Below are 24,973 nucleotides of genomic sequence, written 5' to 3' on the forward strand. Positions count from 1 at the left end.
GATCTTTGCCTCGGCGCCGATACCGAACTCGCCACAGATAGTGCCCGTGAATTTGATCGCGGTCGATAGCGGATGGCCCAGAGGCGTTTTGATGACACCCTTTCGTTTTTTTACACATGAACGGCGTGACCATGTCGGCATCGGCCAGTCTCGATCGTCCTCGGGTGGACACTTCCCGGAAGTGCCCTGTATGGACCCGCGACGTGAAGTGATGTCGTCGCCTCGAACCGTCAAAGTGAACCTGGAGCAATGCCCATGAGAATTACCGTCGAGACCAACGTAGCAGCCCCCGTCGATCAGGTCTGGCGTGCCTATACGACGCCTGCCGATATCGTGAAGTGGAACGCAGCGTCCGACGACTGGCATACGACCAGGGCTACGGTCGACCTGCGTGATGGCGGCGCGTTCTCGTCGCGCATGGAGGCCAAGGACGGCAGCATGGGTTTCGACTTCGCCGGCACTTACACGAAGATCGTTAACCACAAGCGGATCGAATACGCGTTCGGCGATCGAAAGGCCGAAGTTGAATTCGTGCCCGGCCCAAAAGGAGTTGTCGTCCGCGTCGTCTTCGATAGCGAACCGACGCACTCCGTCGAGCAACAGCAAGGCGGTTGGCAGGCGATCCTCGATAGCTTCGCGCGATATGTGGAGGCAAGACAGAATAAGTCGTGACGTGGTGGGCAGGAGATGGAGATCCTGACAGGCGTGGTCGGATTTCCGCGGAGTACCTGACGGAAATGAAATAGTCCCCTTGGGGTCGCTTGCTGACATCCGACAGGCGGCGACCGAGGTCAGCCACGGGGTCACAAGCGGACATTCGGCACGCTTCCCAATCGCTCGAAAACGGGGTCATATGGCGCCCGGGGACACTTGGCTTATTGGCGCCAGGTGTCCGCTTCCACGGGAAGGCTGCGCGTGAAGGAACTCGCTGGAAAGACTGCGTTCGTGACCGGTGCAGCGTCGGGCATTGGATTCATGCATCGCAGCAAATCCCATCTCTATTCGATCACCTCATCGGCACGAACGAGTAACGAGGGCGGCACAGTGAGGTCGAGCGCTTTCGCCGTTTTCATGTTGATGACTAGCTCGAACTTGGTCGGCTGCTCTACCGGCAGATCGGCAGGCTTGGTGCCCTTGAGGATCTTATCGACGTAGCCGCCTGCACGGCGGAATAGATCGGCTATATCGGGGCCGTAGACGACCAATCCGCCATCGGCGAATTGTCGGAAGAAGTAAATCGCGGGCAAATGGTACTCCGCCGCGAGCCCGACAACTCGCGGGGCTTGGCGAATGGTCAGAATGTCGCCAAAAACGATCATTGCATCGGCGCGCTGGGCAGCTGCTGAAGCAAAGGCGGTGTCGAGTTCCTCGGTCTTAGTCGCCTCGACTATAGACAGAGCGACCCCGCGCTTTCGGGCTGTGCTTGGTACCTCCTCAGCTAACAGCAGCCTGTGCATTGGGTTGTCGCGATTGACTAAGAGCGCAATTTTTGCGGCATGGGGTATCAGTTCGCGGAGGATTTCGATTTGTTTTCCAAACCAATCTCCCGGAACCCACGAGGTAAGACCGGTCATGTTGCCGCCTGGGCGCGAGAGGCTTTGAACCAGGCCAAGTCCAACAGGATCGGCAACAACCACGAAGACAATCGGAATGGTGGCCGATTTCAGGGCGGAGGCTGCTTGCGGCCCGGCGGCAACTATCAGATCGGGAGCTAGGGCTACCAACTCCGCAGCAAAGGTTTGCAAGCGATCCGAGGCGTCTGCATAATTGCGATATTCGATGAGCAGGTTCTTGCCCTCGATCCAACCCCTTTCACGTAAGCCAGTGCGCCACGCTTCGCGAGCTATCGGATCTAAGAAACCGAAGAAACCGATACGGCGAGGCATTCCTTGCGCCCCCAACCGTCGTGGCGAAACGACCAGCGCCGCAGCAGTCGCCATGAACTCCCGCCGCTTCATTCGATCCTCATCGCAGCTGGGGGGACAGGTGCAGAGTATCAGGTGTCAATGGTCGTCGCACTTGCTGCGAATGCAACTGCCGCGTCGCAAATGCGGCGAGATGGCGCATGCCCGCTTCGGGTCACTAGCTGACATCGCCGCGCCGACGCGTCGAGGGCCGCTTCACCTCAGCAACCGGACATCCGCCCGGCAAACGTCCTAAGCCCTTCTCATCAACCTCAGCGAAGCCGCCAGCCGCAAGCTGCGCTTGCCGGCAAGCGCGATGCCTTCGAGCTCGCCGCTGTCCTCGTTGCAGGTCCCGGAGAAGCCGATCCCGACCTCATAGCCGCCGAACACGGGGTTCTCGCCTTTGGCCGGCGTGTGCTCCTGGTTGAGCATCTCGCCCTTCCAGCGGCCGTCCGCCGAGGAATAGGAGCCGAGATAGTAGAAGAACGCATCGCCGCCGAGGATGCGGCCGTCGATCAGCAGCATGACGCCGGAGAGACCCGCTTCGACACCGTCGAGCGCGCGCAGACCCATCCCGTAGAGCCCGTTGGCGATGCCGCCCTGCCCGATCGTGCCGCGTGGCGGCAGCGCCCCGTCGTCGAGCCTAGTCAGGTTGGCCCAGAAACCGGCGCCCGGCATGGTATCCGCGCCGCCGGCAAGACGAATCTGGTTGCCGTGCAGCCGGCCGCGTGCGCCGATCCTGGCGACGTCGGCGCCCATCAGCGGCTTGTAATGGGGATCCTCGTTATGTCGCTCGGTGATCACCTCGGCGATGATCTCGCCATCACGCTCGACATAGGTGCCGAGATGCGCGAAGGCCGAATTACCGCCCAGCATCTTGCCGTCGTGCAGGCACATGATGCTGCGCCCGAACGCATCGTTGACGCCGTATTCAACCTTGTAGAGCCCGTCCAGCAACGCAATGAACCCGCAAAATCGGAAAAGAATCGTGGGCTACCTAGCACTGCTGCCCCAGCCAGGCCATCCGGCTTTTTCGCGCAGGGCCCTTGCGGGGCGCCTCCCCGCCACGATGCCATCATGCTCCTGTTTTGCCCGACGGGTCAAAGCGGATTTCGCAAAATCCGTCGCGCGTAATTCCGCTGCGATTTCAAGGCCCCGCCTACTGTGCATGGGGTTGTTTTCGACATTTTTGTTCCGGCGGACGGCGTCCCGCTTCAGTGACGCTTGAAATACTGCACCTCGCGCTCGTGCTTCTCGGCGGCCGCGCGACTCCGGAAGGTCCCGAGGTTACGACGCTTGCCGGTCTTCGGATTCACCTTGCGTGAATAGAGGCGGTATTCGCCCGACGCCAGTTTACGGATCATGATCGCGCTCCGTTGTGTCTTGAGATCAACGGCGTCCACGCGATTGAGGTTCCGTCGCGTGCGGCTCTGCTCAGAAACACAGCGTGGTGACGAGCTTGCCCTGCTTGTCCTTGATCGCATAGGGGCAGCGCAGCCGCTCCAGCGCCTTCTTGGCGTCCTCGTCGCCGAGCGCGGCGGCGCGCTCGTAATAGGTCTTCGCGGCGTCCTTGTCCTTTGCGCCGCCGCGGCCTTCCTGTGCGAAGGCCCCCATCCGCTCCAGCGCGCCGGGATGATTTTGCGCCGCCGCTTTCTCGAACAGCGCACGCGCCGCGACGTCGTCCTTCGCACCGCCCGTGCCTTCGGAAAGCATCAGGCCGAGCTGGTACTGCGCCTCCGCATTGGTCTCGGCAGCCTTGCCGAGCAGCGCGCGCGCCTGCGCGGGATCGGCCGGCGCGGCGCCCCCTGCGCCGCCGAGCGCAGCGAGGTTGCTGACGCCGCGGGGGTTGCCTGATTGCGCCGCCTTCTCGAACAGTTTTCGCGCCTGCGCCTCGTCCTTGGCGATGCCGGAGCCGGTGCCATAGGCAACACCGAGCTCGACCATCGCCGCGCTCGATCCCTTGTCGGCGGCCTTGCGCCAGGCAGCGATCGCCTCCGCCGTCTGCCGGTTGGCCGCGTAAGCGCGGCCGAGTGCGAACATCGCGCGGCGCGAGGACGGCGCGGCCTGCTTGCAGAACCTGATCGCCGTCGCGACGTCGGAAGACGCGATCTCCGCGACGCCCTTCACGTCAGCCGGCTTGTCGGGATCGCTGGGATCGGCCGCGACCCGGTCGCACAACACCAGATCGGCCGATTGCGCGCGCGCCGCCAACGGCGCGGCAAGCACGAGAACGATGGCAAGGAGACAAGTCCGCATGGTCGTCACGTTGCGTCCCCGCCCCGGCAAATTCAAGGCTCGAGTCCCGATTGGCGCAGGACGGGTACGACCTCGGGCGATGCCAGATAGCGCAGCAGACGGTCCGCGGCGTCGGCGTGCTTCGCCCCTGCCATGCGGCCGGCGGAGAACACCGCCGGTGTCTGCAGCTCGTGCGGGATCGGTCCCACCACCTCGATGCCGCCGACCTGCTTCAGCTCGCTGATCTGCTGCACGGCGAGGTCGGCCTCGCCGCTGACGAGACGCTCGGCTGTAAAGCCCTGCTCGACGATGGTCGCCTTTGCGTTGATCTCGGCTGCGATCCCCATCCGCACGATCAGCTGGGCGAAGTAGACGCCGCTCGCGCCCAGCCGCGAATAGGCGATGGACCGCGCTGCGAGCAGCGTCCTGCGCAGCGCCGCTTCGCTTCCGATATCGGGATGCGCCTGCCCTGCCCGCACGGCAATGCCGACATAGGAGCGCGCCAGATCGGCGGCGCTCTCTGAGAGCACGCGGCCCTCCGCGATCATCTGGTCCAGCCCCTCGCGCGTGAGGATCACGAGATCGGCGGCCTCGCCGTCGCGCAGGCGCTTCAGCAGAGCGAGGGTCGGCGCGAAGTCGGCGTCGATGCGGACGCCGGTTGCGGCTTCGTACGCGGACGACAGGCTGCGCATCGCACCCATCAGGCCGAGCGTCGAAAGCATGCGAAGGATTTCCATGAGCGATTTCCGTCGCGATCAGGCGCGATGCATCAGCTTGAGCGCGGCGGTCAGGCGCAGGCTGCGCTTGCCGGCAAGCGCAGTCGCCTCCAGCACCGCCTGCTCCGCATCGTAGCTGCCGGAGAAGCCGATACCGACCTCGTGGCCGCCGAAGATCGGGTCGTCCTTGGCCGGCGTGTGCTCCTGGTTGAGTATCTGGCCCTTCCAGCGCCCGTTCGCGGCGGTGTAGCTGCCGAGATAGTAGAATGCCGCATCGCCGCCGAGGATGCGGCCCCGGTTGAGCAGCATCACGCCGGTGAGGCCGCCGTCCAGACCGTCGAGCATGCGCAGATGGATTGAGTAGAGGCCGTCCGCGATGCCGGCTTCGCCGACGCCACCGGCGATCGGCACCTCGTCTTCCGTGATCGGCGTCATCACCGACTGGAAGGGAATGCCGGGCAGCTCCTTCAGCTCACCCTTGAAGCGATAGAGGTCGCCATCCGCCCAGCCCTTGGCGAGCAAGGTCGCATCGTCGGTGCCTGCCATGGCGCGGTAGTTCGGATCGGGGTTATGGCGGACGGTGCTGATCACGACGTCGACGCCGCTGTCGGTCTTCTCGTAGGTGCCGATATGGGCGAAGGCCGAGTTGCCGCCCAGCATCTTGCCGTTGCCGGCATGCATCACGCTCCGGCCGACGGCGTCGCCGAGCTGAAATTTCACCTTGTAGAAGCCTTCAAACACCAGCCGTCCCCGGCCCTGCGCGCATCCTGCGGGCACTCTATCCCGCTTTGGGCCGATATGGACAGGCTTCACGCGACGCAGCCCTGCTGCGTCACGGGAATGGCTGTCATCAAGATGCTAAAAATCCGCCGGAGCCTTTCAGCTCCGGCGGATTGAGAGCCAACCCGGGCCAGCCCCCAGCCCGGGCCGGGAGGATCTTAGGCCGCAGCCTTCTTGTCGGCCGGCACGGAGGCGATCGTCTTCAGGATCTGCGAAGCGATCTGGTATGGGTCGCCTTGCGAGTTCGGACGACGGTCTTCCAGATAGCCCTTGTAGCCATTGTTGACGAAGGAGTGCGGCACGCGGATCGAAGCGCCGCGGTCGGCAACGCCGTAGCTGAACTTGTTCCACGGCGCGGTCTCGTGCTTGCCGGTCAGACGCTTGTCATTGTCCGGGCCGTAGACGGCGATGTGGTCCATCAGGTTCTTGTCGAAGGCGGCCATCAGGGCCTCGAAATACTCCTTGCCGCCGACCGTGCGCATATACTCGGTCGAGAAGTTGGCGTGCATGCCGGAGCCGTTCCAGTCGGTGTCGCCGAGCGGCTTGCAGTGGAATTCGATGTCGATGCCGTACTTCTCGGTGAGGCGCAGCATCAGATAGCGGGCCATCCACATCTGGTCAGCAGCGGTCTTGGAGCCCTTGCCGAAGATCTGGAATTCCCACTGGCCCTTGGCGACTTCCGCGTTGATGCCTTCATGGTTGATGCCGGCAGCGAGGCAAAGGTCGAGGTGCTCTTCGACGATCTTGCGAGCGACGTCGCCGACGTTCGAGTAGCCGACGCCGGTATAGTACGGACCCTGCGGCGCCGGATAACCAGCGGTCGGGAAGCCGAGCGGACGGCCGTCCTTGTAGAAAAAGTATTCCTGCTCGAAGCCGAACCAGGCGCCGGCGTCGTCGAGAATGGTGGCGCGCTTGTTGGAGGCGTGCGGGGTCTTGCCATCGGGCATCATGACTTCGCACATCACGAGCACGCCGTTGGTGCGCGCGGCGTCCGGGAAGACGGCGACCGGCTTCAGCACGCAATCGGAGCTGTGGCCTTCGGCCTGCTGGGTGGAGGAGCCATCGAAGCCCCAGAGCGGAAGCTGCTCGAGCGTCGGGAACGACGCGAATTCCTTGATCTGAGTTTTGCCGCGCAGGTTCGGAGTCGGCGTATATCCGTCGAGCCAGATGTACTCGAGCTTATACTTGGTCATTGAGCCTCTCTGTAGATGATGCGAAAGGTTGGGGGCCTGGCGGCCCCCGAACGTTTTGTACCCGGCCATCATCGGCCGGCCCTTTACAAGCATTTAACGTGCCAAAAGGCCGCAGCGCGGGAGGTTCTCCACCGCGACTGTCCCCTCCCCGGCGTCGAGGCGATGTCGACCTCGTCGTGCGTCATAGCCGCGCACCTTTGCGTGTAGCTGCACCGCAAAAATCCCGTGAAAAGCGCCCGATTCTGAAGCAGGACGGCCCGCGCCGGAGGTTGCCGATGAAACGCGCATCAACGTCCAGCAATTTTCGCAAAGCTCCATACCCCTGCCTAGCAACCTTTGGAATGGCCCGGTCGTTGGCCACCGACACCGTGCCTTAGGGGATGCAGCAGGCCACATGCCTACAAATTAGGCGGAAACTGATTTCGTTTTCAGCACTTTGCATTTCGGGATGCGCGGCCGATATGGGGATTCCAGTAACCACAATCGAACGAGTCGGGCGCACCATGGAGGCCAAGGCGCTTCGACCAAGGAGAAATCGCAATGATGAACAATGGTCTGAGTCACGGATCGGCAACGATCTACCAATTCCCGGTCGGGGGCCGCGCGGCTCTCGCGGGACGCCGCTATGGCGAGACCCGCCTTCCTGCCGATCACGCTTCGCTTCCGGCGAATGTCTCGATCTGCAGCGACAGCTGGTACCACCAGGACGCGGTCGACGACGCCAAGCCGAAATGGGATCGCTAATGCCTATGGTCGGTTTGAAACCGCCGCGTCTCGCAGGCGCCCGGCGGCAGCTCGAAAAGGGTCGAAACAGCGATGTTTCGGCCCTTTTTGATGCTCGCGTGAACCGCGCCGTTCAGATCACCGCGCAGGCCGTCACCGGCCGCTTCAGATGCTTGACCGTGGTGCCCCCGGTCTTTCCGATGGTCAGCGTGATACCCGCCCCCGAATAGCGTTTTCCGGCGACCGACAGCCGCTTGGCGAGCGTGACCGGCTCGCCGTCGATCTGGAGAAAGGCGCGCTTGTCGTCGTCATAAAACCCGACGACGAACTGCGTACCATCGGCACAGCGATAGGTCTGGAACATCTGCGCTTCAGTCTGTCGCGCACTGGTCATTCCAGCTGCCAGCATGGCGGTCGTCAAAAGAATGGCCTTGTGCCGGCCCATGATCGCCCCCTGTAATAGCTTTCAAGGACGCCCCCTCGTGCGCCCAATGGAACCATAACCGAAGCCGATCCCATGTCAGATTCCCCTGCCCGTCACCTCGCCCTGCAAGGCGCCAGCAATTTTCGCGATCTCGGCGGCTACCCGACCAACGACGGCCGAACCACGCGCTGGCGGCACATCTTCCGCTCCAACCATCTCGGCCAGCTCACCGCCGCCGATATCGAGATCGTCAGGGCGCTCGGGGTGCGGAGCGCTTTCGATTTCCGTGGGGTTGAGGAGCGCGCGGCCGGCGTCTGCGTCGTCAGCGAGATCACGGTGCATTCGCTGCCGATCGAGCCGAGCGTCGTGGCTGCGCTGCGTACCGAACTTGCAAGCGGCACGCTGACCGCACCGGTCGCGCTGGAGCTCATGCGCGAATCCTATCGCAACTACGTTCGCCACCACACGAACAGCTTTCGCAACCTGTTCGGCCATCTCCTCGAAGATCGTGCGCCGCTGGTGATCCATTGCACTGCGGGCAAGGACCGCACCGGCTTCGCCAGCGCGCTGATCCTGCATGCGCTCGGCGTACCCGATGAAATCATTGCCGAGGACTACCTGCTCACCAACCGGCATTACAAACGCGATGCGACGGCCGCCTTCGACCTGCCGGAGGACGTACGCAATGCCATCGGCAGCGTCGAAGCCTCGTACCCTGCCGCTGCATTCGAAGCCATCGACAATGAATATGGCGATCTCGAAACCTATTTGCGCGACGCCCTCAAGCTCGGCACGGCGGAGCGGACCGGGCTGCAGGCGCGCTACCTGCAATCATAGACAGCCGTGCCCGGAGAACGATGATGCAAGACAAGGTCCTGATCGTGACAGGCGCACACGGCGCGCTCGGCAAGGTGGTTGCGGAGATCGCCCGATCGCGCGGCGCGCGCGTGGCCGGCATCGATCACGCGCCATCGCAGATTCCCGCAACGCCCGAGAGCATCGAGATCGGCGGCGTCGACCTGTCCGAGGCGCCCCAGGCGAAGACGGCAATTGATGCGGCGGCCAAGCATTTCGGCAGGCTCGATGCGCTGATCAACATCGCCGGCGGCTTCGCCTTCGAGACCGTGGGCGATGGCGACGTCAAGACCTGGCAGCGCATGTACGCACTGAACGTCCTGACCGCGCTCAACGCCTCGCGCGCGGCGCTGCCGCATCTCGCAACGTCCAGGGCCGGCCGCATCGTCAATATCGGCGCCATGGGCGCGATCCAGGCAGGCTCCGGCATGGGGCCCTATGCGGCGTCGAAGGCGGGCTTGCATCGCCTCACCGAAGCGCTCGCCAGCGAGTGGAAAGGCAAGGTCACCGTGAACGCGGTGCTGCCGTCGATCATCGACACCGCCGCCAACCGCGCCGATATGCCGAAAGCAGACTTCTCCAAATGGGTAACGCCGCGGGAACTCGCCGAGGTGATCCTGTTCCTCGCCAGCGACGCCGCGAGCGGCATCACCGGCGCGCTGATCCCGGTCGGCGGGCGGGTTTAATCGAAGAGGTTCGGCCCGTCTTTTCGTAGCAAGCAGAAATTGCTATATTTAAGTCATGACGACCGAAGATATTGAGAAAGCGGTAGAGCTGCTGACGCCAAGCGAACTGGCACGCTTTCGCGCGTGGTTCGAGCAGTTTGATGCACAGCGCTTTGATCAAGCCCTGGAGCGCGACGCTCAAGCAGGAAGGCTCGATGCGTTCGCCGAGGAAGCGCTGAACGCCTACCGCACAGGGCAGACGCGCGACTTGTGAAACACGCGGCTTCGCCAAGATTTTGGAAAGCTTACGCGGCCTTGCATGCTAATGTTAGGAAATTGGCAGACGCGAATTTCGCGCTCTTGAAAAGCGATCCCACCCACCCATCGCTGCAATTCAAGAAAGTCGGACGATTTTGGTCGGCTAGAGTCGGCCTTCGCTATAGAGCGTTGGCGGTCGAGACGAACGACGCCTACGTCTGGTTCTGGATCGGCTCCCATGCCGACTATGATCGGCTCGTAGGCTGAAACGTGGCCCTCTGGCCGTGTCCGATCCGGGCTAGACTGCCCGCAACTGATTCTCCGATCGAAACGCAAGCTTCGGACACGTTCTTTGGAAACCGCGCTTTACCTGCCCGTCAAACGCTTCCTCGAAGAGCTCGGCTTCACCGTAAAGGGCGAGATCGGCGGCTGCGATCTCGTGGGCCTCAGCGCCGGCGATCCGCCCGTGGTGGTGATCGGCGAGCTCAAGCTCGCCTTCAATCTCGAGCTGATCCTCCAGGCGGTCGACCGCGCGCCGGCCGGCGACGAGGTCTGGATTGCGGCAAAGATGTCGATCCGGGGCAAGGGGCGTGAAAGCGATGCGCGCTATCGCAATCTCTGCCGCCGCCTCGGCTTCGGCATGCTCGGCGTGACCGATCGCGGCCAGGTCGAGGTGCTGGTGAAGCCGCCGACCGCGGCGCCCCGCCGCGAGCCGAAGGTACGGTCGCGTCTCGTCGCGGAGCACCAACGCCGCCAGGGCGATCCCGTGCTCGGCGGCAGCACCCGCGCACCGATCATGACGGCCTATCGGCAGCAGGCTCTGGCCTGCGCCTCGGCGCTCGCCGACGGGCCGCGGCCCGTGCGCGAATTGCGCGAGCGCTGCCCTGACGCCGGCAAGATCTTGCTTAACAATGTGTATGGCTGGTTCGAACGGGCCGACCGGGGAATCTACGGGCTCACCGAGGCCGGGCATGCCGCCCTGAAGCGCTGGCCGCAACAACGGATTGAGGTCGATGCCGGTGTCGCATCACCGCCCTGACACCCGACCGGTGCATAGCTGAGATGCCACACTAATTTCATATTGCAATGCAACATTTGCGGCACTAGGTATCCCGGCATCAAAACGAGGCCGTTATGAGCGCAGACTGGAATACCAAATATGGCACGCGGCGCGTCCGCCATGATCCGCCCACCCTGGATGAGGCGATCTTCGCCGCCGTCGGCATCACCGACGACCATGAGCAGCAGGCCGAGATCGCCGCAGCTCTGATGGGGATGCCGCTTGATGTCGTGCAGGCCGAGGTCAAGAAGCAGGCGCGCACCAACAGCCGCATCACCGCCACGCGCGTGATCGCCGGCGAACAGGGCGCGCAGCGGTCGGTCGTGGTCGAACGCCGCGTCGTCCGCCGCTTCAGCGCCGCCACACGCACTGGCACCTAAAGGGCTTCATACCCCTGCTCCCAATGCGAAAGCGGACCGGTTTTGCCGGTCCGCTTTTTGATTCCCGACAGTTTCCTGAACTCAGGCGGCGCGATGGCCGTACATGCTGGAGATGATCTTCCAGCAGGTCGAGTTGAAGCTGAGCAAAGCGCGGCCGGCCCTGAACGGCGAGGCCGCGAGATCGGCGAGTTCGGCCTCAGGCGTCTTGGCGAGGTCGATAGTGCCAGTCGATTCGCCGTGGCGGAAAGCCAGATGCGCGCCGAACTTCCTGGCGAGCGCCCGCATGGCGTGATTCTCGGCGCCCGTGGTGATGCGCAGGCTCTTGTAGCCTTTCCAGCGCGCTTCAGCGATCAGGCGGCTGAACAAGACCGTGCCGACGCCCTGGCGGCGCGCGGTGGCTTCCACGCTGAAGGCGACTTCAGGCAGCGAACCATCTTCCGGCGGATGCAGCTCGGCAGCACCACGGACCACGCCGTCGACGATATAGGCGACGATCACGGTGCCGTCCTCGGCGCAGCGGGCGGCGTAACGCTCGATGAATGAGTCGTCGAGAAAGCCGTTAAAGCGGTCGTGCCGGCTTCCGGCATCGAGCCGCAGCAGATGATCGCGCAGGAGCGGCAATTCTTCCTGCTGGCTCAAGGTCCGCACATAGCCTGGAACGTGGGTTGTGCGGGTGGTGGCCTCAAGGGCCAAATCTTCGAGTGACAAGTCAAAACTCCTCTTGGTGTCCCTCGAGGAGGCGTTCGAATCCCTAGGTCCCCTATATTGTGCATCGCAGCATCTTTTACAAGACGAGGACCTGCCCAACTTAGAGGCACGGGAGACGACCAATTCGTTAATAAAATCAACGCCCCGTAGTCTTACAGGACCAGCTGGGTCTGGGTGACAATGGCGACTAGCTTGCCGTCCTCGGTCTCCAGCCGGGTGGTCCAAACCTGGGTCCGCCGGCCCCGATGGACCGGGGTCGCGGTGGCGATGACCGTGGTTCCCTCCTTGGCCCCGCCGATGAAATTGGTCTTGCTCTCCAGCGTGGTCGTGCCCTTGGCGTCCTCAGGCAGGTTGATCACGGTCGCGGCCGCACCGACGGAATCGGCCAGCGCCATCACAGCGCCGCCATGGATGGTGTGATGAAGCGTGCAGAGATCGGGCCGGACCATCATCCGCGCCACCACGCGGTCCATCCCGGCCTCGACGAACTCGACGCCCTTGAGCTCGGCAAACGGCATCTTCATCGCTTTAAGTTTCTCGAGCGGCGTCATCAAAAGTCCTCCCAATTGATTGTTGTCCCAACGTGAATTGCTTCGGGCGGCAAAGCAATGACGTCAGAGGTCATGGGCCGCCGTGACATCGCCCGGCATTTGCGCATATGGAACGCCATGCGCCACTTCCCGCCCCGCCGCATCGTCTGCCTGACCGAAGAGACCGTCGAAACGCTGTACCTGCTCGGCGAGCAGGATCGCATCGTCGGCGTGTCCGGCTACGCGGTTCGTCCGTCGCAGGTGCGGCGCGAGAAGCCGCGGGTGTCGGCGTTCGTGTCCGCGGACATTCCAAAGATCCTGGCGCTGGAACCGGACCTTGTGCTGGCCTTCTCCGATCTCCAGGCCGGCATCGTCGCCGATCTCGTCCGCGCAGGCATCGACGTCCACGTCTTCAACCAGCGCGACGTCGCCGGGATTTTGGCGATGATCCGCACGCTCGGTGCGCTGGTCGGCGCGGCGGAACGCGCGGAGGAACTCGCGCAAGGCCTTGAGCGGCGCCTTGCCACGATCGCCGCGACACCCCGCCCCTCGCCGCGACCGAGAGTTTATTTCGAGGAATGGGACGATCCGTTGATCTCGGGCATCGGTTGGGTGTCGGAGTTGATCGAGATCGCGGGCGGAACGGACATCTTTCCGGAGCTGAGACATCAGCAGGCCGCGAAGGATCGCATCGTTGCGGCGGAGGCGGTTCGCGAGGCAGCGCCCGAAATCATCCTCGCCTCCTGGTGCGGCAAGAAGGTCGTCTCTGCCCGCATCCGCGCGCGCGAGGGCTGGAGTGATATCCCCGCCGTGCGCGACGATCGTATCGTCGAGATCAGGTCGCCGATCATTCTGCAACCAGGACCGGCGGCGCTGACGGACGGGCTGGATGCGATCGTGACGGCGTTGTGGGATAAGCGCCGATAGCGCGGCCGCCGACGCTCTCGTGTCCCGGACGCGCTGCAACGCCCCAGCGTTGCTCCGCAGAGCCGGGACCCATCTCGCGACGGAGCACGGTGCGGCGTGGGCCCAGGCTCTGCAGCGCATCACGCCGCAAGTGCGGCGCGCCGCGTCCGGGGCACGGCTTCCCTCACGTCACCGCATTCACCAACTGATATTCCGGCCGCCGCCAGACCTCGCCCGCGATCACCTCCTCGATGATCTCGGCCGCCTTCAGCACCTCGGTCTCACCAATATACAGCGGCGTAATCCCGAACCTCATGATGTCAGGCGCGCGGAAATCGCCGATGACGCCGCGGGCGATCAGCGCCTGCATGGCGGCGTAACCGCCGTCGAAGGCGAAGGAGACTTGGGAGCCGCGGTGCTCATGCGCGCGCGGGGTCACCAGCTTCAGAGACCGGCAGCGGCGCGCGACTTCGGCGATCAGCAAGTCACCGAGCGCCAGCGAGCGCGCACGGACCTCTGCCATATCGACACGGTCCCAGATGTCGAGCGAGGCCTCCAGCGCCGCCATTGCCAGCACCGGGGGTGTGCCGACGCGCATGCGTTCGACGCCACCTGCGGCCGCATAGCCAAGCTCGAATGCGAACGGCTTTGCATGCCCCATCCATCCCGACAGAGCGGCGCGCGCGCTGTCGGCGTGGCGTGGCGCGACATAGAGGAAGGCCGGCGCGCCGGGGCCGGCGTTGAGATATTTGTAGGTGCACCCCGCCGCGAAATCGGCGCCGCTCCCGGCGAGATCGACCGGCAGCGCGCCGGCGGAATGCGCGAGATCCCAGACCGTGACGATGCCGAGCGCATGCGCCTTTGCCGTGAGCTTCGCCATGTCGTGGCGGCGACCGGTGCGATAGTCGATCTCGGTGACGTAGAGCACCGCGACCTCCTCCGACAACGCAGCCTCGATCTCCTCCGGCGCCACCAGACGCAATTGATGGCCACGCCCGAGCGTCGCGATCAGGCCTTCGGCCATGTAGAGGTCGGTCGGGAAATTGCCGGTGTCCGACAGCACGATCTTGCGCGACGCGTTCATGTCGAGCGCAGCGGCCAGCGCCTGGTAGACCTTGAGCGACAGCGTGTCTCCGACCATCACCGAGCCGGCTTCCGCGCCGATCAGCCGCGCGATGCGATCGCCGACATGGCGCGGCTGGGCATACCAGCCTGCACTGTTCCAGGCGCGGATCAGCTCATTGCCCCACTCGGTCGTGATGACGCGGTTGACGCGCTCGGCCACCCCCAGCGGCAGCGCGCCGAGCGAGTTGCCGTCGAGATAGATCACGCCTTCAGGCAGATGGAACAGCGCTTTGGTGTCGTCATAGACGCGATATCTGGTCATGGATATTTCTTGGGCATTTCTACAGAATGGTGCGGACGCGCCAGAGTTCGGGGAATAGCTCGACCTCCAGCATGCGCTTGAGATAGCTGACGCCACCAGTGCCGCCGGTGCCGCGCTTGAAGCCGATGACGCGCTCGACCGTCGTCACGTGGTTGAAGCGCCAGCGACGGAAGTAATCCTCGAAATCCACCAGCTTTTCGGCGAGCTCGTAGAGCATCCAATGCGTCTCCGGCGCCTCGTAGACGACGCGCCAGGCCTGCAGCACGCCTTCGTTGAAGCTGTGGGTCTCGCGGACGTCGCGCGCGAGCACCGCCGCCGGCATCTTCAGCCCGTTGCGGTCGGCGAGCCTGAGCACCTCGTCGTAGAGGCTGGGCGTCGAAAGTTCAGCTTCGAGCAGCCTCGTCGTCTCCACATCGTGCGTGTGCGGCTTGAGCATGGCGTGGTTGCGGTTGCCGAGCAGGAATTCGATCAGCCGGTATTGCCGCGACTGGAAACCGGAGGACTGTCCGAGCTGCGAGCGGAAGCGCGTGTATTCGCTCGGCGTCATCGTGCGCAGAACGTCCCAGGCGTTGTTGAGCTGCTCGAAGATCCGCGACATCCGCGCCAGCATCTTCATGGCGGGCTGCACCTCGTCCCCGGCGATGGCACGGCGTGCGGCACTGAGTTCGTGGATGGCGAGGCGCATCCACAGCTCCGTGGTCTGATGCTGGATGATGAACAGCATCTCGTCATGCGCTTCCGACAACGGATGCTGCGCGCCCAGGATCGCATCCAGCGCGAGGTAGTCGCCGTAGGACATCCGCCGGGCGAAATCGGTCTCGGCGCCTTCTCTCGTGGGATCGTAATCGTTGGACGTCATGGGCAGGCCCTTTCGATCGATCTTCCCCGGCTTGGCTCAGTCGAGGCCGATCAGGCGCGCGGTGATCGGCGATGACGGATCCTTCAGTCCGTCGATCACGGTAAAATGGTTCAGCCCGGGATCGACGACGAGGCGTGTCGGCACGTCGAAGCCGGTCCAGAGATTGGCCATCAGGTCGGACTGACGAATGAATTCCGGCCGCTCGCTGCCGCCGACCCAGGCGGTGACGGGCGAATGCCCGCGCGGCAGATGCAGCGCCGCGCTTTCGAGCGTCGCCTCCTCCATGGTCATGCCGAGCGTCTCGTTCATCTTCGTCTTGAGCAGCGGACGCAGATCATGCAGGCCGCTGATCGAAAGCGCGCCGGCGATACGGTTGTAGACGGCGGGCTCCAGCCGGCTGTCATCGCACAGCATGCGGGTGACGAGATGGCCGCCAGCGGAGTGGCCGGCGAGCCGGATCGGCCCGGAGACGAGCGAAGCCGCCTTGGCGATCGCCGCGGCGATCTCGGCGGTGATGTCGGAGATGCGTGCGGCCGGCGTCAGCGTGTAGCTCGGCAACGCCACCGTCCAGCCATGCTGGCGCGCGCCTTCGGCCAGATCAGTCCAGGTCGATTTGTCGAAGCGCATCCAGTAGCCGCCGTGGACGAAGACGACGAGGCCCTTGCTGTCGCCGTCGGGCAGGATCAGGTCGAGGCGCTGACGCTCGCCGGCGCCATAGGCGATGTCGGCGCGAAAATCCTTCAGCCCGGCGCGGTAGGCGGCCGCCCGCTCGGCCCATTGTCCAGGCATCTTGTCCGAGCCGGGGATGTGGGCCGAGTTGGCGTAAGCATCATCCCAATCGCGCATTGTCACTCCCACGGACTCGTCCAGCAAACCGGACGCCAGTCTGCCACCGGGACGCCCAGCATCCTAGTCTTTCTTTTAAGCTTAAAGCATCTAGCAGATCGAGCGACGATTGGTTGGGCACGTTCCCCGGGCACAGCGCAGCGTGCAACGATGCGCTGCTGAACCGGGGTCCAGCGCCTCTGCCGCAACATGGGTCCCGGCTCGGCGGCGCACCGCTTCGCGCTGCCCCGCGTCCGGGACACCAGACCTTTACGCCTTCTCCACCCCGCACCATTCCGCGATGAACAGCGCCATCGCCTTGGTCGTCTTCCTCAGCGACTCCAGCTCAACATATTCGTTGAAGCCGTGCATCTCGCCGCCGCTGGCGCCGAAGCAGAGACTCGGGATGCCGTGGTTGAGGCCGTAGAAGCGGGTGTCGGTGAGCGCGGTGAAGACGAGATCCTCCGGCACGCCGCCATAGACCTTGTCGAACGCATTGCCGAACGCGGCTTCCGGTGCCGCCGCGTCGGTCAGCTCATAGCCCTCCGACAGGAAGCCGGACCATTCAATCTCCGGCGGATTGTTGGCGAGGAAGCGGTGGTTGCGCGCGGCAGCGGCGACGCAGGCCGTGATCTCCTTCTGGTGATCGGCAATCGACCAGCCCGGCAACACCGCGATCCGGCAATCGACATCGCACCAGGCCGGCACGCTGGAGGCCCAATCACCGCCCTTGATGATGCCGGGGTTGAAGTTGATGGGATGGTTCAGTGTCTTGAAGTGCCTGTCAGCCTTGGCGCGCTCGTTCCATTCGATCTCGAGCTTTTGCAGCGCCTGGATCAAATGATAGGCGGCCATGATCGCGTTCGCGCCGGAGCCGGCGAAGGCGACATGGGTCGGGTGCCCCTTCACGCGCAGGCGAAACCAGATCACGCCGACCTGCGAGCGCACCATCTTGCCGCCGGTCGGCTCCGGAATGAAGCAGGCGTCCGCGCGATAGCCGCGCTGCAGCGTCGACAGCGCGCCGACGCCGGTGCTCTCTTCCTCGATAACAGATTGAAAGTGAATTCGTGCCGTCGGCTTGAAGCCCGCGGCCTTGATCGCATCGAGCGCATAGAGCGCGCCGATGGTGCCAGACTTCATGTCGCAGGCACCGCGGCCGAACATCTTGCCGTCCTTGATGACGGGCGAGAACGGCGGCGTGTCCCACAGTTCCAGGGGGCCGGCCGGCACCACGTCGCAGTGGCCCTGCAGGATCAGCGATTTGCCGCCATTCGTTTGCGGACGGTAGGTGCCCACCACCGAACGCGCCTTGGAGAAATCATGCTCGATCGGACCGAAGCCGCGCAGGTCCTTGAGATCGTCGACATCGATGTGCCAGTCATCGACCTCGTAGTCGCGCTCGCGCAGGAGGTCGCCGATCATGTCCTGGCACGGCCCCTCCGCCCCGCGGGTCGAAGGGATTGCGACAAAATCGCGTGTGGTGGCGAGTTGGGCCTCGAAGCCGGCATCGACGGCGTCAAGGATCCTCTGCTGCGTTTCGGCATTCATCAGGCAACTCCCGGCATTCCAATGGTTCCCAAGGAGCGCGCAAGCTAGCCGATTTCAGCCGTTCGGGTACTCCACAAAATAAGCATCCCGCAATGCATCTTCGAGCAGGCGGCCTTCCGAATAGCCATTCAGCGTCGCAGGCCGGCTGACGCCGTCGAGCAGGCGCGGGCACGGCTCCGGCGCGCCGAGCACGGTGCGCACCGGGATGCGCTCGGCATAGATCGGCAGCGCATAGTCCTCGTCGTCGTCGGCGACACCCTTGGCACGGACCTTGGCCGAGGCCTCCTCGATCTCCATCGCAATGAAGGAGGTCGCCTTGATCTCCTGCGTGTTGCTGGTCCGCAGGCTCGCCGTGCGGTCCGGAAAGAAGCGGTCGACCATCGCGATCACCGCGCGCTCCTTCTCCTCGGGGTCGGTGACGAGATAGGCGGTGCCGAATGCCATCACCGCACGGTAGTCTGCGGAGTGATTGAAGCCGCAGCGCGCCAGCACGAGGCTGTCGAGATGGGCGACCGTCAGACACACGCGCTCGCCCTTGGTCTGGCTGCGCAGCATCCGGCTCGCGCTCGAGCCATGCCAGTACAGCTTGGTGCCCTCGCGCCAGAAGAAGGTCGGCGTGCAATAGGGCTGGCCGTCGATCACGTAGGAGACGTGGCAGAGCATCGAGGAATCCAGGATGCGATGAACCGTGGCGTGGTCGTAGAAGCCGCGGTCGTGCCGGCGCTTCACCTGGTTGCGCACTGAGGTCGGATAGGAATTCGAAGTCTCGGTCTGGCTCACGGCCGCTCCTGCTCGGATAGGAAGAAATCTGGAAGCAGTTGTAGCGGCGCATTTGGTCTGCGATAGTTCCAATTCCATGCGAAATATTCCGACCAATTCTCTCCCCTCACCGGCCAAGCCTTCCTTGCCGACAAAGACCGAGCTGCCGCTCGACCTCACCGGCCCGCACGTTACGCCAAGCGCCTCCGCCGCACACCGGCTCTATCAGGCGCTGTGCGAGATGATCGTCTCCGGCCTCGTCAAGCCCGGCGAGCCGCTGCCGCCGTCGCGAACGCTGGCCAAGCAGACCGGCTTTCGGCGCAACGCCGTCGTCATCGCCTATGAGCGCCTGATCGCCGACGGCTTCGCCGAGGCGACCGTCGGCTCCGGAACGTTCGTCGCCGCGCGCATTCCCGCGCGCGCGGCCGAGCCGAACAAGCCGAAGGTCGTTGTCGAAACGCCCGGGCAAGGCGCCTTCGCGCTCGGCTGCACCCATATCGACGAACGCGCGGTGCAGCGTTTTCGCGCCTTCGTCGGCCGCCGCATGCGCGCCTTCGGGCCTGAACACCTTCACTATGGCGATCCCCGCGGCAGCCGCGAGCTGCGCGCGGCGATCGCCGATCATCTGTTGTCGGCGCGCGGCCTGCGCTGCGACCCCGATCAGATCATGCTGACGTCGGGCACGCTGCATGCGCTGCGCATCGTGCTGAGCGCGATCCTCAAGCCCAACGACCAGGTCTGGTGCGAGGACCCAGGTTACCCCGCCGCGCGAAAAACCATCGCGCATTGCGGCTATCGCGCCGTGCCGGTTCCGGTCGACGAGCACGGGATGCAGGTCGCCAAGGGACGCACTGCCGGCCCCAACGCGCGCGCGGCCTATGTCACGCCGTCGCATCAGTTTCCGCTGGGCGTGCAGATGTCGATGCCGCGGCGGCTCGAGCTTCTGGACTGGGCCAGGCAGGCCGGCGCATTCGTACTGGAGGACGATTACGACAGCGAGTTTCGCTATGACGGCGCACCGCTGATGTCGCTCGCCGGCATCGATCGCCTCCAGCGCGTGATCTACCTTGGCACGTTTGCCAAGACGCTGTTTCCCGGCCTGCGCATCGGCTATTGCGCCCTGCCCGAACGCCTGATCGCGGACGTGACGGCTGCGCGCGCGGCGCTCGACCGCTTCCCCGGCACGCTGATGGAAGGTGCGGTCGCCGACATGCTCAACTCCGGCGCCTTCGCCGCCAACCTCAAGCGCGTGCGAAAACTCTATCGCGACGCCCGCGATTTGCTGGCCGAAACGCTGGAAGCCGCATCCGATGGCGCGCTCTCGGTACCAGTGCCATCGCAGGGCCTGCATCTGGTCGCCCGGTTTGATCGCTCGGTCGACCTTTCGGTGGCAGCGCGGGCCAAGCACGCGGCCGGCGCGGAAGGCTGGCTCTTGGCCGACACCTATTCGCGCGCGCGCCCTCTGCCTGGCTTCGTGCTGGGATTTTCCGGCCACGCGGTTCCACAGCTCATCGCCTCCGCCGAACGGCTCGCGCGGGAATCGCGCACCGCCCTGCGCACGAGGAACAGATCCGCCCGGGGGCCCTGACAAAGGTTCACTATCAGAATCGCGAGCCCGTCCTTACATTGCGGTATCAATGCCGGGATCTTTCGCCATGCCTTTCCGCCGTGCAGCTTGCCTCTCAGTCCTGATCTCCGCCGCGCTAGTGACGACGGCGCACGCCGTCACGGTCGGACGCGAGCAGGACATCGTCGATCTCAAGCTAGGTCAGCGCGTGCAGGTGGATGACGGAACCTGCCCCGCCGGACAGGTCAAGGAAGTGCGCGGAACGAAGATGACCGATAAGGGCGTCGCGCGCACCAGCGCTTGCGTGCCGCGCTACGGTCCGAAGACGAAATAATTACTGCTTCGCCGGATCGAACATGCACTGCAAGGTCGGCTTGGCGATCTTGGTGAAGGTCGGACCGATCTCGCCCTGCTTGGACGTCGGCACCCAGTCGGTCTCGATGGTGGGCACGCCGGTCTCGCTGATGCCGCGCAACAGCGCTTCGCGCAGATCGCGGTCCTCGACGGCCGCCGCGGCGTGATCGTGCAGGCAGCCGCAGACTTCCTCGGGATGTTCCCACCGCCCCAGCATCCGCGGCGCGCACTGACGCACGAACTCAGTGCGGGGATCCGGTAACCTGGTGGGAGCGCGCACCTGCGCCTGGGCGGCATTGATCGTCAGAACGGACACGAACGCAGCGGCGCAAAATCGAACGATCATGATGGCCTTTATCGGCTGATTTTCTTGTTATCGATCAGAAACGCGCAGCAACCACGATCGACTGCGACGCCGTGGGGGTGATCGGCGAGCCGCTGTACTGGAAGGTGCCGACACCGGGAAGATTGCCGTCCGGCGCGCCCGCGAACGAAGGGCCTGCAATCACCAAACCGAAGGCAAGGATGAAGCTGAGCGCGCGCATGGTCTTGTCTCCGAATTCGGTGGCCGGCGATGCGCCGTCGTTCGTTGTGAAGCTGATAACCATGGGCGGTTTCGCGCGTGATGCGCCAAAAGCGCAAAATGGTTTCATCTCCGTGAGAATTGTTTCGTCGAGCCCGGGACGACGACATAATTCTCCGAAAAGACCAATCATTTCAGATGGGTCTCGCCGCAGATCAAAGTAGCCTGCCAAGTTCCGGCTGCGGTGCGCGACCACACCAGACGCAGCCGCCGTCATGCTCGCGCCTTACCCGCTTCACACGCATTTTACGTTTTTCTGCTGAATGGAACGGCAAACGAAGGCTGGGTCGAACCGAGGGCACGTCGGCCGCGACCCAAGCCATCGAAGCCAGGACGCCCGGATCACCGGGCGCGTTTACTTGAGGGATGGCCATTATGGTGGCGCAAGATCGCGCAATGCCGCGCGAGGCGGACCAACGGACGGACCGCGGAGATCAACGATCGAATCGCGTCGCCTCAGCCGGCGCGATGTCGTTGCAGTCTGGCCGCGGCTTTGAAGCCGCGCCACAAGCGTTCGTGCGCCTGACCGGCTCGCACCTTGTCAAACCGCGGGCCAGCCGCGCTGAGTGAACCCAAGCGCGGCACTGAGTGAACGCAAGCGCGTCACTGAGTGAAGAACTCGCCGCACTTCTGGACGTTTGCGTCCGTCGGTCCCCACGGCATGATCGGCACGGTCGAGGTCGAGTTCTTCGGCGAGCCCTCGATCAGCCTGTCCGAATAGACCATGTAGACCAGCACGTTGCGCTTGGCGTCGCAGCCGCGCACGATCTGCATCTTCTTGAAGAACAGCGAGCGGCGCTGACGGAACATGTCGTCGCCCTGCTCCATTTTGTTCTTGAACTTGATCGGGCCGACCTGGCGGCAGGCCAGCGAGATGTCCGAGACCTCCTCGGCAAGGCCCAGCCAACCCTTGAAGCCGCCCTTCTCCGGCACGGTGAAATGACAGGCGACGCCCTCGACTTCAGGATCGTCGAGACCATAGGTCGCGAGCTTGTCGTTCGGGCTCATCCATTTGAACACGGTGGAGCGGCGGAAGATCAGATCGGGCTCGTCGGCAGCCGAAGCGGACGCCGACTGCACGACCAGAGCCAGGAGGAAGAAAGCTAAGCCTTTCAATCGGATGCCAGAAAGACCGAGGAAACGAGATGACATGAAGTTCTCCGCTAACAAGTCGCCACAATGTAGGCATGAGGCAGCCGCTCAGGAAGACGACGGACAGACGGGCGCGGCCGCCGTTTACCGCTCCGTGAGGCTTTTTTGCTACGACTTGGACAAATGTAGCTGATGGCAGAACCGCCCTGCTGGTGAACGCGTATCCCCTCTGCGAGACTAACTTCTGATTTGGATTATGGATTCGAGGATGAACAGCGTGAACGGGTCGGGTTTTTCTGCCAAGCCGGCGCGGCTGTGGCAGGTCGCCATTTTGACGGCGGCGGGTGTGATCGGCGCGACCAGCCAGGCAGACGCTGCATTTTATTATTGGACGGATTATTCCGACGGGTCCTATTACGCCCGGCAGGACCGGCATCCCGAAATACCGCGCCAGAAGCCGCAGAAGCGCGGCGCTGCCGTCAAGAAGGAAGCTGTCGCCGGGAAGGAAGCCGGGACCAAGCCCCAAGGGCCGCTGGTCATCGTCGTCTCGATCGACCGGCAGAAGGTCACGGTCTACGACACCAACGGCGTGTTCGCGGAATCTCCGGTGTCGACAGGCATGAAGGGCCATTCGACGCCGATGGGTGTGTTCAGCGTCATCCAGAAGCACAAATTCCACCACTCCAACATCTATAGCGGCGCGCCGATGCCGTACATGCAGCGGATCACCTGGTCCGGTGTCGCCATGCATGCCGGCGTGCTGCCGGGTTATCCGGCCTCGCATGGCTGCATCCGCATGCCGATGGCGTTCGCGGTGAAGATGTGGAACTGGACCAGGATGGGCGCGCGCGTCATCGTCGCGCCCGGCGAGATGACGCCGCACAGCTTCTCCCATCCCCTGCTCGCCTCCGTGCGCGTGCCGCCGCCTGCCGCCAGCCTCGAGCCGCAGACCAATGTCGGCGACAAGGCCGACAAGGGCGCCGCGCTGACCAAAGGCGCCGAGACCAAAACTGCCAGCGCCGACAGCGTGCTCGAGCTGCGCACGTCCGTCGGACACGTCGTGATGTCGGGTGTGACCACGGGCAATGCGTCAGCCCGCGACGAAGCCGCCGTGCCGGCCGACAAGACCAAGACGGCCGAGGCATCCGACGCCGCCAAGCCTCAATCGGAGGAAGCCGCCAAGCCGGCTAGCGACGACAAGCCGGCCACCGACAAGGTCGAAGCTGTCAAGACCGAGCCGGTCAAGACGGAAGCCGCGGACTCCGCGAAGACGCCCGATGCGCCGGCCACTGCACCTGCGCTCGCCGCCTCGCCCGACGCGAAGAAGGATGACGGCCGCGTTGCCGAACCGGCGGCGGCCGCAAAGCCGGAAGCGCCCAAGCGGGCCGGCCAGATCGCCGTCTTCATCAGCCGCAAGGATTCCAAGCTCTACGTACGGCAGAATTTCGCGCCGTTGTTCGAGGTCCCGATCACGATCGCCACGAGCGACCGTCCGCTCGGCACGCATATCTTCACCGCCGAGCTCGACAAGACCGACTCCAATGCGCTGCGTTGGTCGGTGGTGTCGCTTCCGGTCTCCGCCCGTTCCGCGGCCCGCGAGGACGACAGCCGCCTCACGCGCCGCAAGGGTGACGCTGCGGTGATCCCCGTCGCCGCCAAGCCTGTGGCTGCCAAGCCCGTGGTCACGCCGGACAGCCCGGCCGCGGCCCTCGACCGCGTCTCTATCCCCGCCGACACCATGGCGAAGATCAACGAGATGCTGACATCCGGCGGCTCGATCATCATCTCGGACCAGGGCATCAACCAGGGCGAGACCGGCGAAGGCACCGACTTCATCGTCCGCCTGTACTGACCTGTTTCACGGCGCGTCGATAACGCGGTGTTGACGAGGCAGGTCGCAGCGGCGGAGTAACATCCGGCCCGGATCATTTCGGGGGACGCCGTCATGATGAATCGCAGAACCGTGCTCACCGCGGCGCTTGCAGGCATGCTCGCGCCGGCAACGCGCGCACTGGCCGATGGCGGCATGAGCCGGATCTCGGCCTACGCCTTTTCCTTCCCCGCTTTGTCCGGCGACGACATCCGCCTTGCCGCCTTCACTGGCAAGCCGCTGCTGGTGGTCAACACCGCATCGCTCTGTGGCTACACGCCGCAATATGCCGGCCTGCAGGAGATCTGGAACGAGTTTCGTGCGCGCGGGCTCACCGTGATCGGCGTGCCCTCCAACGATTTCGGCGGCCAGGAGCCGGGCGGCAGCAGCGAGATCACCGAGACCGCGCACCACCAATATGGTGTTACCTTTCCGATCGCAGCCAAGGTGAACGTCGTCGGAGCAAAGCGCATCCGTTCTACAAATGGGCCGCCGATGCGCGCCCGCGCGAAGTTCCGCGCTGGAACTTCCACAAATATCTGATCGGCCGCGACGGCTACATCGTCGAGGTCTTTCCGTCCGCGGTCGAACCGGCCGACACGCGGATCAAGACGGCCATTGCCAGGACGCTGGCCGACAGTTGACGCGCGGCGCCCCAATCCGGCTGGGCACAATTGTGGCGGGATGCCAAACAGCCGTTGCAATGGCGATGGCCCACCATCTAGGCTAGGATCGTTTGGGGCAGGACGGTTTTTGCCGGGGGCGAAAAGCAGCGGCGGAACAACGGGATCA

30 protein-coding genes and 1 pseudogene are annotated in these 24,973 nt (G+C 64.2%); 13 read left to right on the forward strand and 18 right to left on the reverse strand.

The annotated features are described in order from the left end of the window. The first annotated feature begins 255 nt into the window (after nucleotides 1–255). Nucleotides 256–672, forward strand: coding sequence for an SRPBCC family protein (locus tag CIT37_RS22650; RefSeq protein ID WP_038946577.1), 417 nt, complete (start codon nucleotides 256–258; stop codon nucleotides 670–672). 326 nt (nucleotides 673–998) lie between these two features. On the opposite strand, the gene CIT37_RS22655 is transcribed toward CIT37_RS22650, so the two are convergent. From CIT37_RS22655 to CIT37_RS22685, 7 genes are all read right to left on the reverse strand, one after another. Then, on the reverse strand, nucleotides 999–1,958 hold the full coding sequence (locus tag CIT37_RS22655; RefSeq protein WP_038946576.1) for an ABC transporter substrate-binding protein: 960 nt from the start codon (nucleotides 1,956–1,958) through the stop codon (nucleotides 999–1,001). A gap of 198 nt (nucleotides 1,959–2,156) precedes the next feature. Beyond that, a complete protein-coding gene (locus CIT37_RS22660) occupies nucleotides 2,157–2,861 on the reverse strand; it encodes a hypothetical protein (protein ID WP_038946575.1) in 705 nt (234 codons plus the stop codon). 257 nt (nucleotides 2,862–3,118) lie between these two features. Further along, a complete protein-coding gene (locus CIT37_RS22665; RefSeq protein ID WP_007591825.1) occupies nucleotides 3,119–3,268 on the reverse strand; it encodes a hypothetical protein in 150 nt (49 codons plus the stop codon). A 70-nt stretch (nucleotides 3,269–3,338) separates the two neighbouring features. Next, a complete protein-coding gene (locus CIT37_RS22670; protein ID WP_038946574.1) occupies nucleotides 3,339–4,160 on the reverse strand; it encodes a tetratricopeptide repeat protein in 822 nt (273 codons plus the stop codon). A 32-nt stretch (nucleotides 4,161–4,192) separates the two neighbouring features. Beyond that, a complete protein-coding gene (locus CIT37_RS22675; protein WP_095424276.1) occupies nucleotides 4,193–4,876 on the reverse strand; it encodes a substrate-binding domain-containing protein in 684 nt (227 codons plus the stop codon). 18 nt (nucleotides 4,877–4,894) lie between these two features. Beyond that, nucleotides 4,895–5,596, reverse strand: a complete 702-nt coding sequence (locus CIT37_RS22680) for a GrlR family regulatory protein (protein ID WP_038946573.1) — start codon at nucleotides 5,594–5,596, stop codon at nucleotides 4,895–4,897. A 197-nt stretch (nucleotides 5,597–5,793) separates the two neighbouring features. Then, a complete protein-coding gene (locus tag CIT37_RS22685; protein ID WP_095424277.1) occupies nucleotides 5,794–6,828 on the reverse strand; it encodes a glutamine synthetase beta-grasp domain-containing protein in 1,035 nt (344 codons plus the stop codon). A 540-nt stretch (nucleotides 6,829–7,368) separates the two neighbouring features. On the opposite strand from CIT37_RS22685, the gene CIT37_RS22690 reads away from it, so the two are divergent. Beyond that, nucleotides 7,369–7,572: a DUF2735 domain-containing protein gene (locus tag CIT37_RS22690; protein ID WP_028144945.1), complete on the forward strand. Its 204-nt coding sequence runs from the start codon at nucleotides 7,369–7,371 to the stop codon at nucleotides 7,570–7,572. 112 nt (nucleotides 7,573–7,684) lie between these two features. Here the strand turns inward: CIT37_RS22690 and CIT37_RS22695 are convergent, their stop codons facing one another. Next, nucleotides 7,685–7,996, reverse strand: coding sequence for an MliC family protein (locus CIT37_RS22695; RefSeq protein WP_095424278.1), 312 nt, complete (start codon nucleotides 7,994–7,996; stop codon nucleotides 7,685–7,687). A gap of 72 nt (nucleotides 7,997–8,068) precedes the next feature. On the opposite strand from CIT37_RS22695, the gene CIT37_RS22700 reads away from it, so the two are divergent. The 6 genes from CIT37_RS22700 (at nucleotide 8,069) to CIT37_RS22725 (ending at nucleotide 11,193) form a co-directional block, all read left to right on the forward strand. Continuing rightward, nucleotides 8,069–8,812 carry a tyrosine-protein phosphatase gene (locus CIT37_RS22700; RefSeq protein ID WP_095424279.1) on the forward strand — a complete coding sequence of 248 codons (744 nt, stop codon included), beginning with the start codon at nucleotides 8,069–8,071 and terminating at the stop codon, nucleotides 8,810–8,812. Between the two features lie 23 nt (nucleotides 8,813–8,835). After that, entirely contained in the window at nucleotides 8,836–9,516 is a 681-nt protein-coding gene (locus CIT37_RS22705; RefSeq protein WP_095424327.1) for an SDR family oxidoreductase, read from the forward strand. A 55-nt stretch (nucleotides 9,517–9,571) separates the two neighbouring features. Next, nucleotides 9,572–9,769 (forward strand): hypothetical protein, encoded by a 198-nt coding sequence (locus CIT37_RS22710; RefSeq protein WP_028144949.1) that lies wholly within the window; start codon nucleotides 9,572–9,574, stop codon nucleotides 9,767–9,769. Beyond that, nucleotides 9,766–10,020, forward strand: coding sequence for a ParE family toxin-like protein (locus CIT37_RS22715; protein WP_095424280.1), 255 nt, complete (start codon nucleotides 9,766–9,768; stop codon nucleotides 10,018–10,020). The genes CIT37_RS22710 and CIT37_RS22715 overlap by 4 nt, the downstream gene beginning before the upstream one ends. Before the next feature lie 85 nt (nucleotides 10,021–10,105). Beyond that, nucleotides 10,106–10,792 (forward strand): DUF2161 domain-containing phosphodiesterase, encoded by a 687-nt coding sequence (locus tag CIT37_RS22720; protein ID WP_028144950.1) that lies wholly within the window; start codon nucleotides 10,106–10,108, stop codon nucleotides 10,790–10,792. Between the two features lie 95 nt (nucleotides 10,793–10,887). Then, nucleotides 10,888–11,193, forward strand: a complete 306-nt coding sequence (locus CIT37_RS22725) for a hypothetical protein (RefSeq protein WP_028144951.1) — start codon at nucleotides 10,888–10,890, stop codon at nucleotides 11,191–11,193. Nucleotides 11,194–11,274: 81 nt separating this feature from the next. On the opposite strand, the gene CIT37_RS22730 is transcribed toward CIT37_RS22725, so the two are convergent. Next, nucleotides 11,275–11,886 carry a GNAT family N-acetyltransferase gene (locus tag CIT37_RS22730; RefSeq protein WP_038946568.1) on the reverse strand — a complete coding sequence of 204 codons (612 nt, stop codon included), beginning with the start codon at nucleotides 11,884–11,886 and terminating at the stop codon, nucleotides 11,275–11,277. 167 nt (nucleotides 11,887–12,053) lie between these two features. Next, nucleotides 12,054–12,452, reverse strand: coding sequence for a PaaI family thioesterase (locus CIT37_RS22735; protein WP_038946567.1), 399 nt, complete (start codon nucleotides 12,450–12,452; stop codon nucleotides 12,054–12,056). 117 nt (nucleotides 12,453–12,569) lie between these two features. Between CIT37_RS22735 and CIT37_RS22740 the strand changes: the two genes are divergently transcribed. Then, on the forward strand, nucleotides 12,570–13,358 hold the full coding sequence (locus tag CIT37_RS22740; protein ID WP_038946566.1) for a cobalamin-binding protein: 789 nt from the start codon (nucleotides 12,570–12,572) through the stop codon (nucleotides 13,356–13,358). 163 nt (nucleotides 13,359–13,521) lie between these two features. On the opposite strand, the gene kynU is transcribed toward CIT37_RS22740, so the two are convergent. The 5 genes from kynU to CIT37_RS22765 all read right to left on the reverse strand — a co-directional run bounded on the left by kynU (nucleotide 13,522) and on the right by CIT37_RS22765 (nucleotide 18,736). Next, nucleotides 13,522–14,724, reverse strand: coding sequence for a kynureninase (kynU, locus tag CIT37_RS22745; RefSeq protein ID WP_038946565.1), 1,203 nt, complete (start codon nucleotides 14,722–14,724; stop codon nucleotides 13,522–13,524). A 19-nt stretch (nucleotides 14,725–14,743) separates the two neighbouring features. After that, entirely contained in the window at nucleotides 14,744–15,583 is an 840-nt protein-coding gene (gene kynA, locus CIT37_RS22750) for a tryptophan 2,3-dioxygenase (protein ID WP_028144956.1), read from the reverse strand. 36 nt (nucleotides 15,584–15,619) lie between these two features. Beyond that, nucleotides 15,620–16,429: a hormone-sensitive lipase gene (locus tag CIT37_RS22755; protein WP_028144957.1), complete on the reverse strand. Its 810-nt coding sequence runs from the start codon at nucleotides 16,427–16,429 to the stop codon at nucleotides 15,620–15,622. A gap of 249 nt (nucleotides 16,430–16,678) precedes the next feature. Beyond that, entirely contained in the window at nucleotides 16,679–17,956 is a 1,278-nt protein-coding gene (locus CIT37_RS22760) for an ArgE/DapE family deacylase (protein WP_095424281.1), read from the reverse strand. A 54-nt stretch (nucleotides 17,957–18,010) separates the two neighbouring features. Continuing rightward, nucleotides 18,011–18,736 (reverse strand): pyridoxamine 5'-phosphate oxidase family protein, encoded by a 726-nt coding sequence (locus tag CIT37_RS22765; protein WP_095424282.1) that lies wholly within the window; start codon nucleotides 18,734–18,736, stop codon nucleotides 18,011–18,013. Nucleotides 18,737–18,812: 76 nt separating this feature from the next. On the opposite strand from CIT37_RS22765, the gene pdxR reads away from it, so the two are divergent. After that, a complete protein-coding gene (gene pdxR, locus CIT37_RS22770) occupies nucleotides 18,813–20,303 on the forward strand; it encodes a MocR-like pyridoxine biosynthesis transcription factor PdxR (RefSeq protein ID WP_095424283.1) in 1,491 nt (496 codons plus the stop codon). A gap of 67 nt (nucleotides 20,304–20,370) precedes the next feature. Next, nucleotides 20,371–20,616, forward strand: coding sequence for a DUF6719 family protein (locus tag CIT37_RS22775; RefSeq protein WP_028144961.1), 246 nt, complete (start codon nucleotides 20,371–20,373; stop codon nucleotides 20,614–20,616). Here CIT37_RS22775 and CIT37_RS22780 read toward each other — a convergent pair whose 3' ends face one another. The 3 genes from CIT37_RS22780 to CIT37_RS22790 all read right to left on the reverse strand — a co-directional run bounded on the left by CIT37_RS22780 (nucleotide 20,617) and on the right by CIT37_RS22790 (nucleotide 22,371). Then, nucleotides 20,617–20,982, reverse strand: a complete 366-nt coding sequence (locus CIT37_RS22780; protein WP_028144962.1) for a hypothetical protein — start codon at nucleotides 20,980–20,982, stop codon at nucleotides 20,617–20,619. Nucleotides 20,983–21,016: 34 nt separating this feature from the next. Next, nucleotides 21,017–21,436, reverse strand: coding sequence for a hypothetical protein (locus CIT37_RS22785; RefSeq protein ID WP_152036347.1), 420 nt, complete (start codon nucleotides 21,434–21,436; stop codon nucleotides 21,017–21,019). Nucleotides 21,437–21,822: 386 nt separating this feature from the next. After that, nucleotides 21,823–22,371: a CreA family protein gene (locus tag CIT37_RS22790; RefSeq protein WP_028144963.1), complete on the reverse strand. Its 549-nt coding sequence runs from the start codon at nucleotides 22,369–22,371 to the stop codon at nucleotides 21,823–21,825. A 208-nt stretch (nucleotides 22,372–22,579) separates the two neighbouring features. On the opposite strand from CIT37_RS22790, the gene CIT37_RS22795 reads away from it, so the two are divergent. Both CIT37_RS22795 and CIT37_RS22800 read left to right on the forward strand, forming a co-directional pair. Next, the gene (locus CIT37_RS22795; RefSeq protein ID WP_161966458.1) at nucleotides 22,580–24,163 is read left to right on the forward strand and encodes a L,D-transpeptidase; all 1,584 of its coding nucleotides are present in this window, start codon (nucleotides 22,580–22,582) and stop codon (nucleotides 24,161–24,163) included. Nucleotides 24,164–24,256: 93 nt separating this feature from the next. After that, nucleotides 24,257–24,825: pseudogene (locus CIT37_RS22800) on the forward strand (glutathione peroxidase). Nucleotides 24,826–24,973: the final 148 nt, after the last annotated feature.

The sequence above is a fragment of the Bradyrhizobium ottawaense genome (assembly GCF_002278135.3).
Lineage (GTDB): Bacteria > Pseudomonadota > Alphaproteobacteria > Rhizobiales > Xanthobacteraceae > Bradyrhizobium > Bradyrhizobium ottawaense.

Coding starts and splice junctions, on each gene's coding strand:
- CIT37_RS22650 (WP_038946577.1), top strand. CDS start 256: ATGAGAATTACCGTCGAGACCAACGTAGCAGCCCCCGTCGATCAGGTC.
- CIT37_RS22655 (WP_038946576.1), bottom strand. CDS start 1,958: ATGAAGCGGCGGGAGTTCATGGCGACTGCTGCGGCGCTGGTCGTTTCG.
- CIT37_RS22665 (WP_007591825.1), bottom strand. CDS start 3,268: ATGATCCGTAAACTGGCGTCGGGCGAATACCGCCTCTATTCACGCAAG.
- CIT37_RS22670 (WP_038946574.1), bottom strand. CDS start 4,160: ATGCGGACTTGTCTCCTTGCCATCGTTCTCGTGCTTGCCGCGCCGTTG.
- CIT37_RS22675 (WP_095424276.1), bottom strand. CDS start 4,876: ATGGAAATCCTTCGCATGCTTTCGACGCTCGGCCTGATGGGTGCGATG.
- CIT37_RS22685 (WP_095424277.1), bottom strand. CDS start 6,828: ATGACCAAGTATAAGCTCGAGTACATCTGGCTCGACGGATATACGCCG.
- CIT37_RS22690 (WP_028144945.1), top strand. CDS start 7,369: ATGATGAACAATGGTCTGAGTCACGGATCGGCAACGATCTACCAATTC.
- CIT37_RS22695 (WP_095424278.1), bottom strand. CDS start 7,996: ATGGGCCGGCACAAGGCCATTCTTTTGACGACCGCCATGCTGGCAGCT.
- CIT37_RS22700 (WP_095424279.1), top strand. CDS start 8,069: ATGTCAGATTCCCCTGCCCGTCACCTCGCCCTGCAAGGCGCCAGCAAT.
- CIT37_RS22705 (WP_095424327.1), top strand. CDS start 8,836: ATGCAAGACAAGGTCCTGATCGTGACAGGCGCACACGGCGCGCTCGGC.
- CIT37_RS22710 (WP_028144949.1), top strand. CDS start 9,572: ATGACGACCGAAGATATTGAGAAAGCGGTAGAGCTGCTGACGCCAAGC.
- CIT37_RS22725 (WP_028144951.1), top strand. CDS start 10,888: ATGAGCGCAGACTGGAATACCAAATATGGCACGCGGCGCGTCCGCCAT.
- CIT37_RS22735 (WP_038946567.1), bottom strand. CDS start 12,452: ATGACGCCGCTCGAGAAACTTAAAGCGATGAAGATGCCGTTTGCCGAG.
- CIT37_RS22740 (WP_038946566.1), top strand. CDS start 12,570: ATGCGCCACTTCCCGCCCCGCCGCATCGTCTGCCTGACCGAAGAGACC.
- kynU (WP_038946565.1), bottom strand. CDS start 14,724: ATGACCAGATATCGCGTCTATGACGACACCAAAGCGCTGTTCCATCTG.
- kynA (WP_028144956.1), bottom strand. CDS start 15,583: ATGACGTCCAACGATTACGATCCCACGAGAGAAGGCGCCGAGACCGAT.
- CIT37_RS22755 (WP_028144957.1), bottom strand. CDS start 16,429: ATGCGCGATTGGGATGATGCTTACGCCAACTCGGCCCACATCCCCGGC.
- CIT37_RS22760 (WP_095424281.1), bottom strand. CDS start 17,956: ATGAATGCCGAAACGCAGCAGAGGATCCTTGACGCCGTCGATGCCGGC.
- pdxR (WP_095424283.1), top strand. CDS start 18,813: ATGCGAAATATTCCGACCAATTCTCTCCCCTCACCGGCCAAGCCTTCC.
- CIT37_RS22775 (WP_028144961.1), top strand. CDS start 20,371: ATGCCTTTCCGCCGTGCAGCTTGCCTCTCAGTCCTGATCTCCGCCGCG.
- CIT37_RS22780 (WP_028144962.1), bottom strand. CDS start 20,982: ATGATCGTTCGATTTTGCGCCGCTGCGTTCGTGTCCGTTCTGACGATC.
- CIT37_RS22785 (WP_152036347.1), bottom strand. CDS start 21,436: ATGACGGCGGCTGCGTCTGGTGTGGTCGCGCACCGCAGCCGGAACTTG.
- CIT37_RS22790 (WP_028144963.1), bottom strand. CDS start 22,371: ATGTCATCTCGTTTCCTCGGTCTTTCTGGCATCCGATTGAAAGGCTTA.
- CIT37_RS22795 (WP_161966458.1), top strand. CDS start 22,580: ATGAACAGCGTGAACGGGTCGGGTTTTTCTGCCAAGCCGGCGCGGCTG.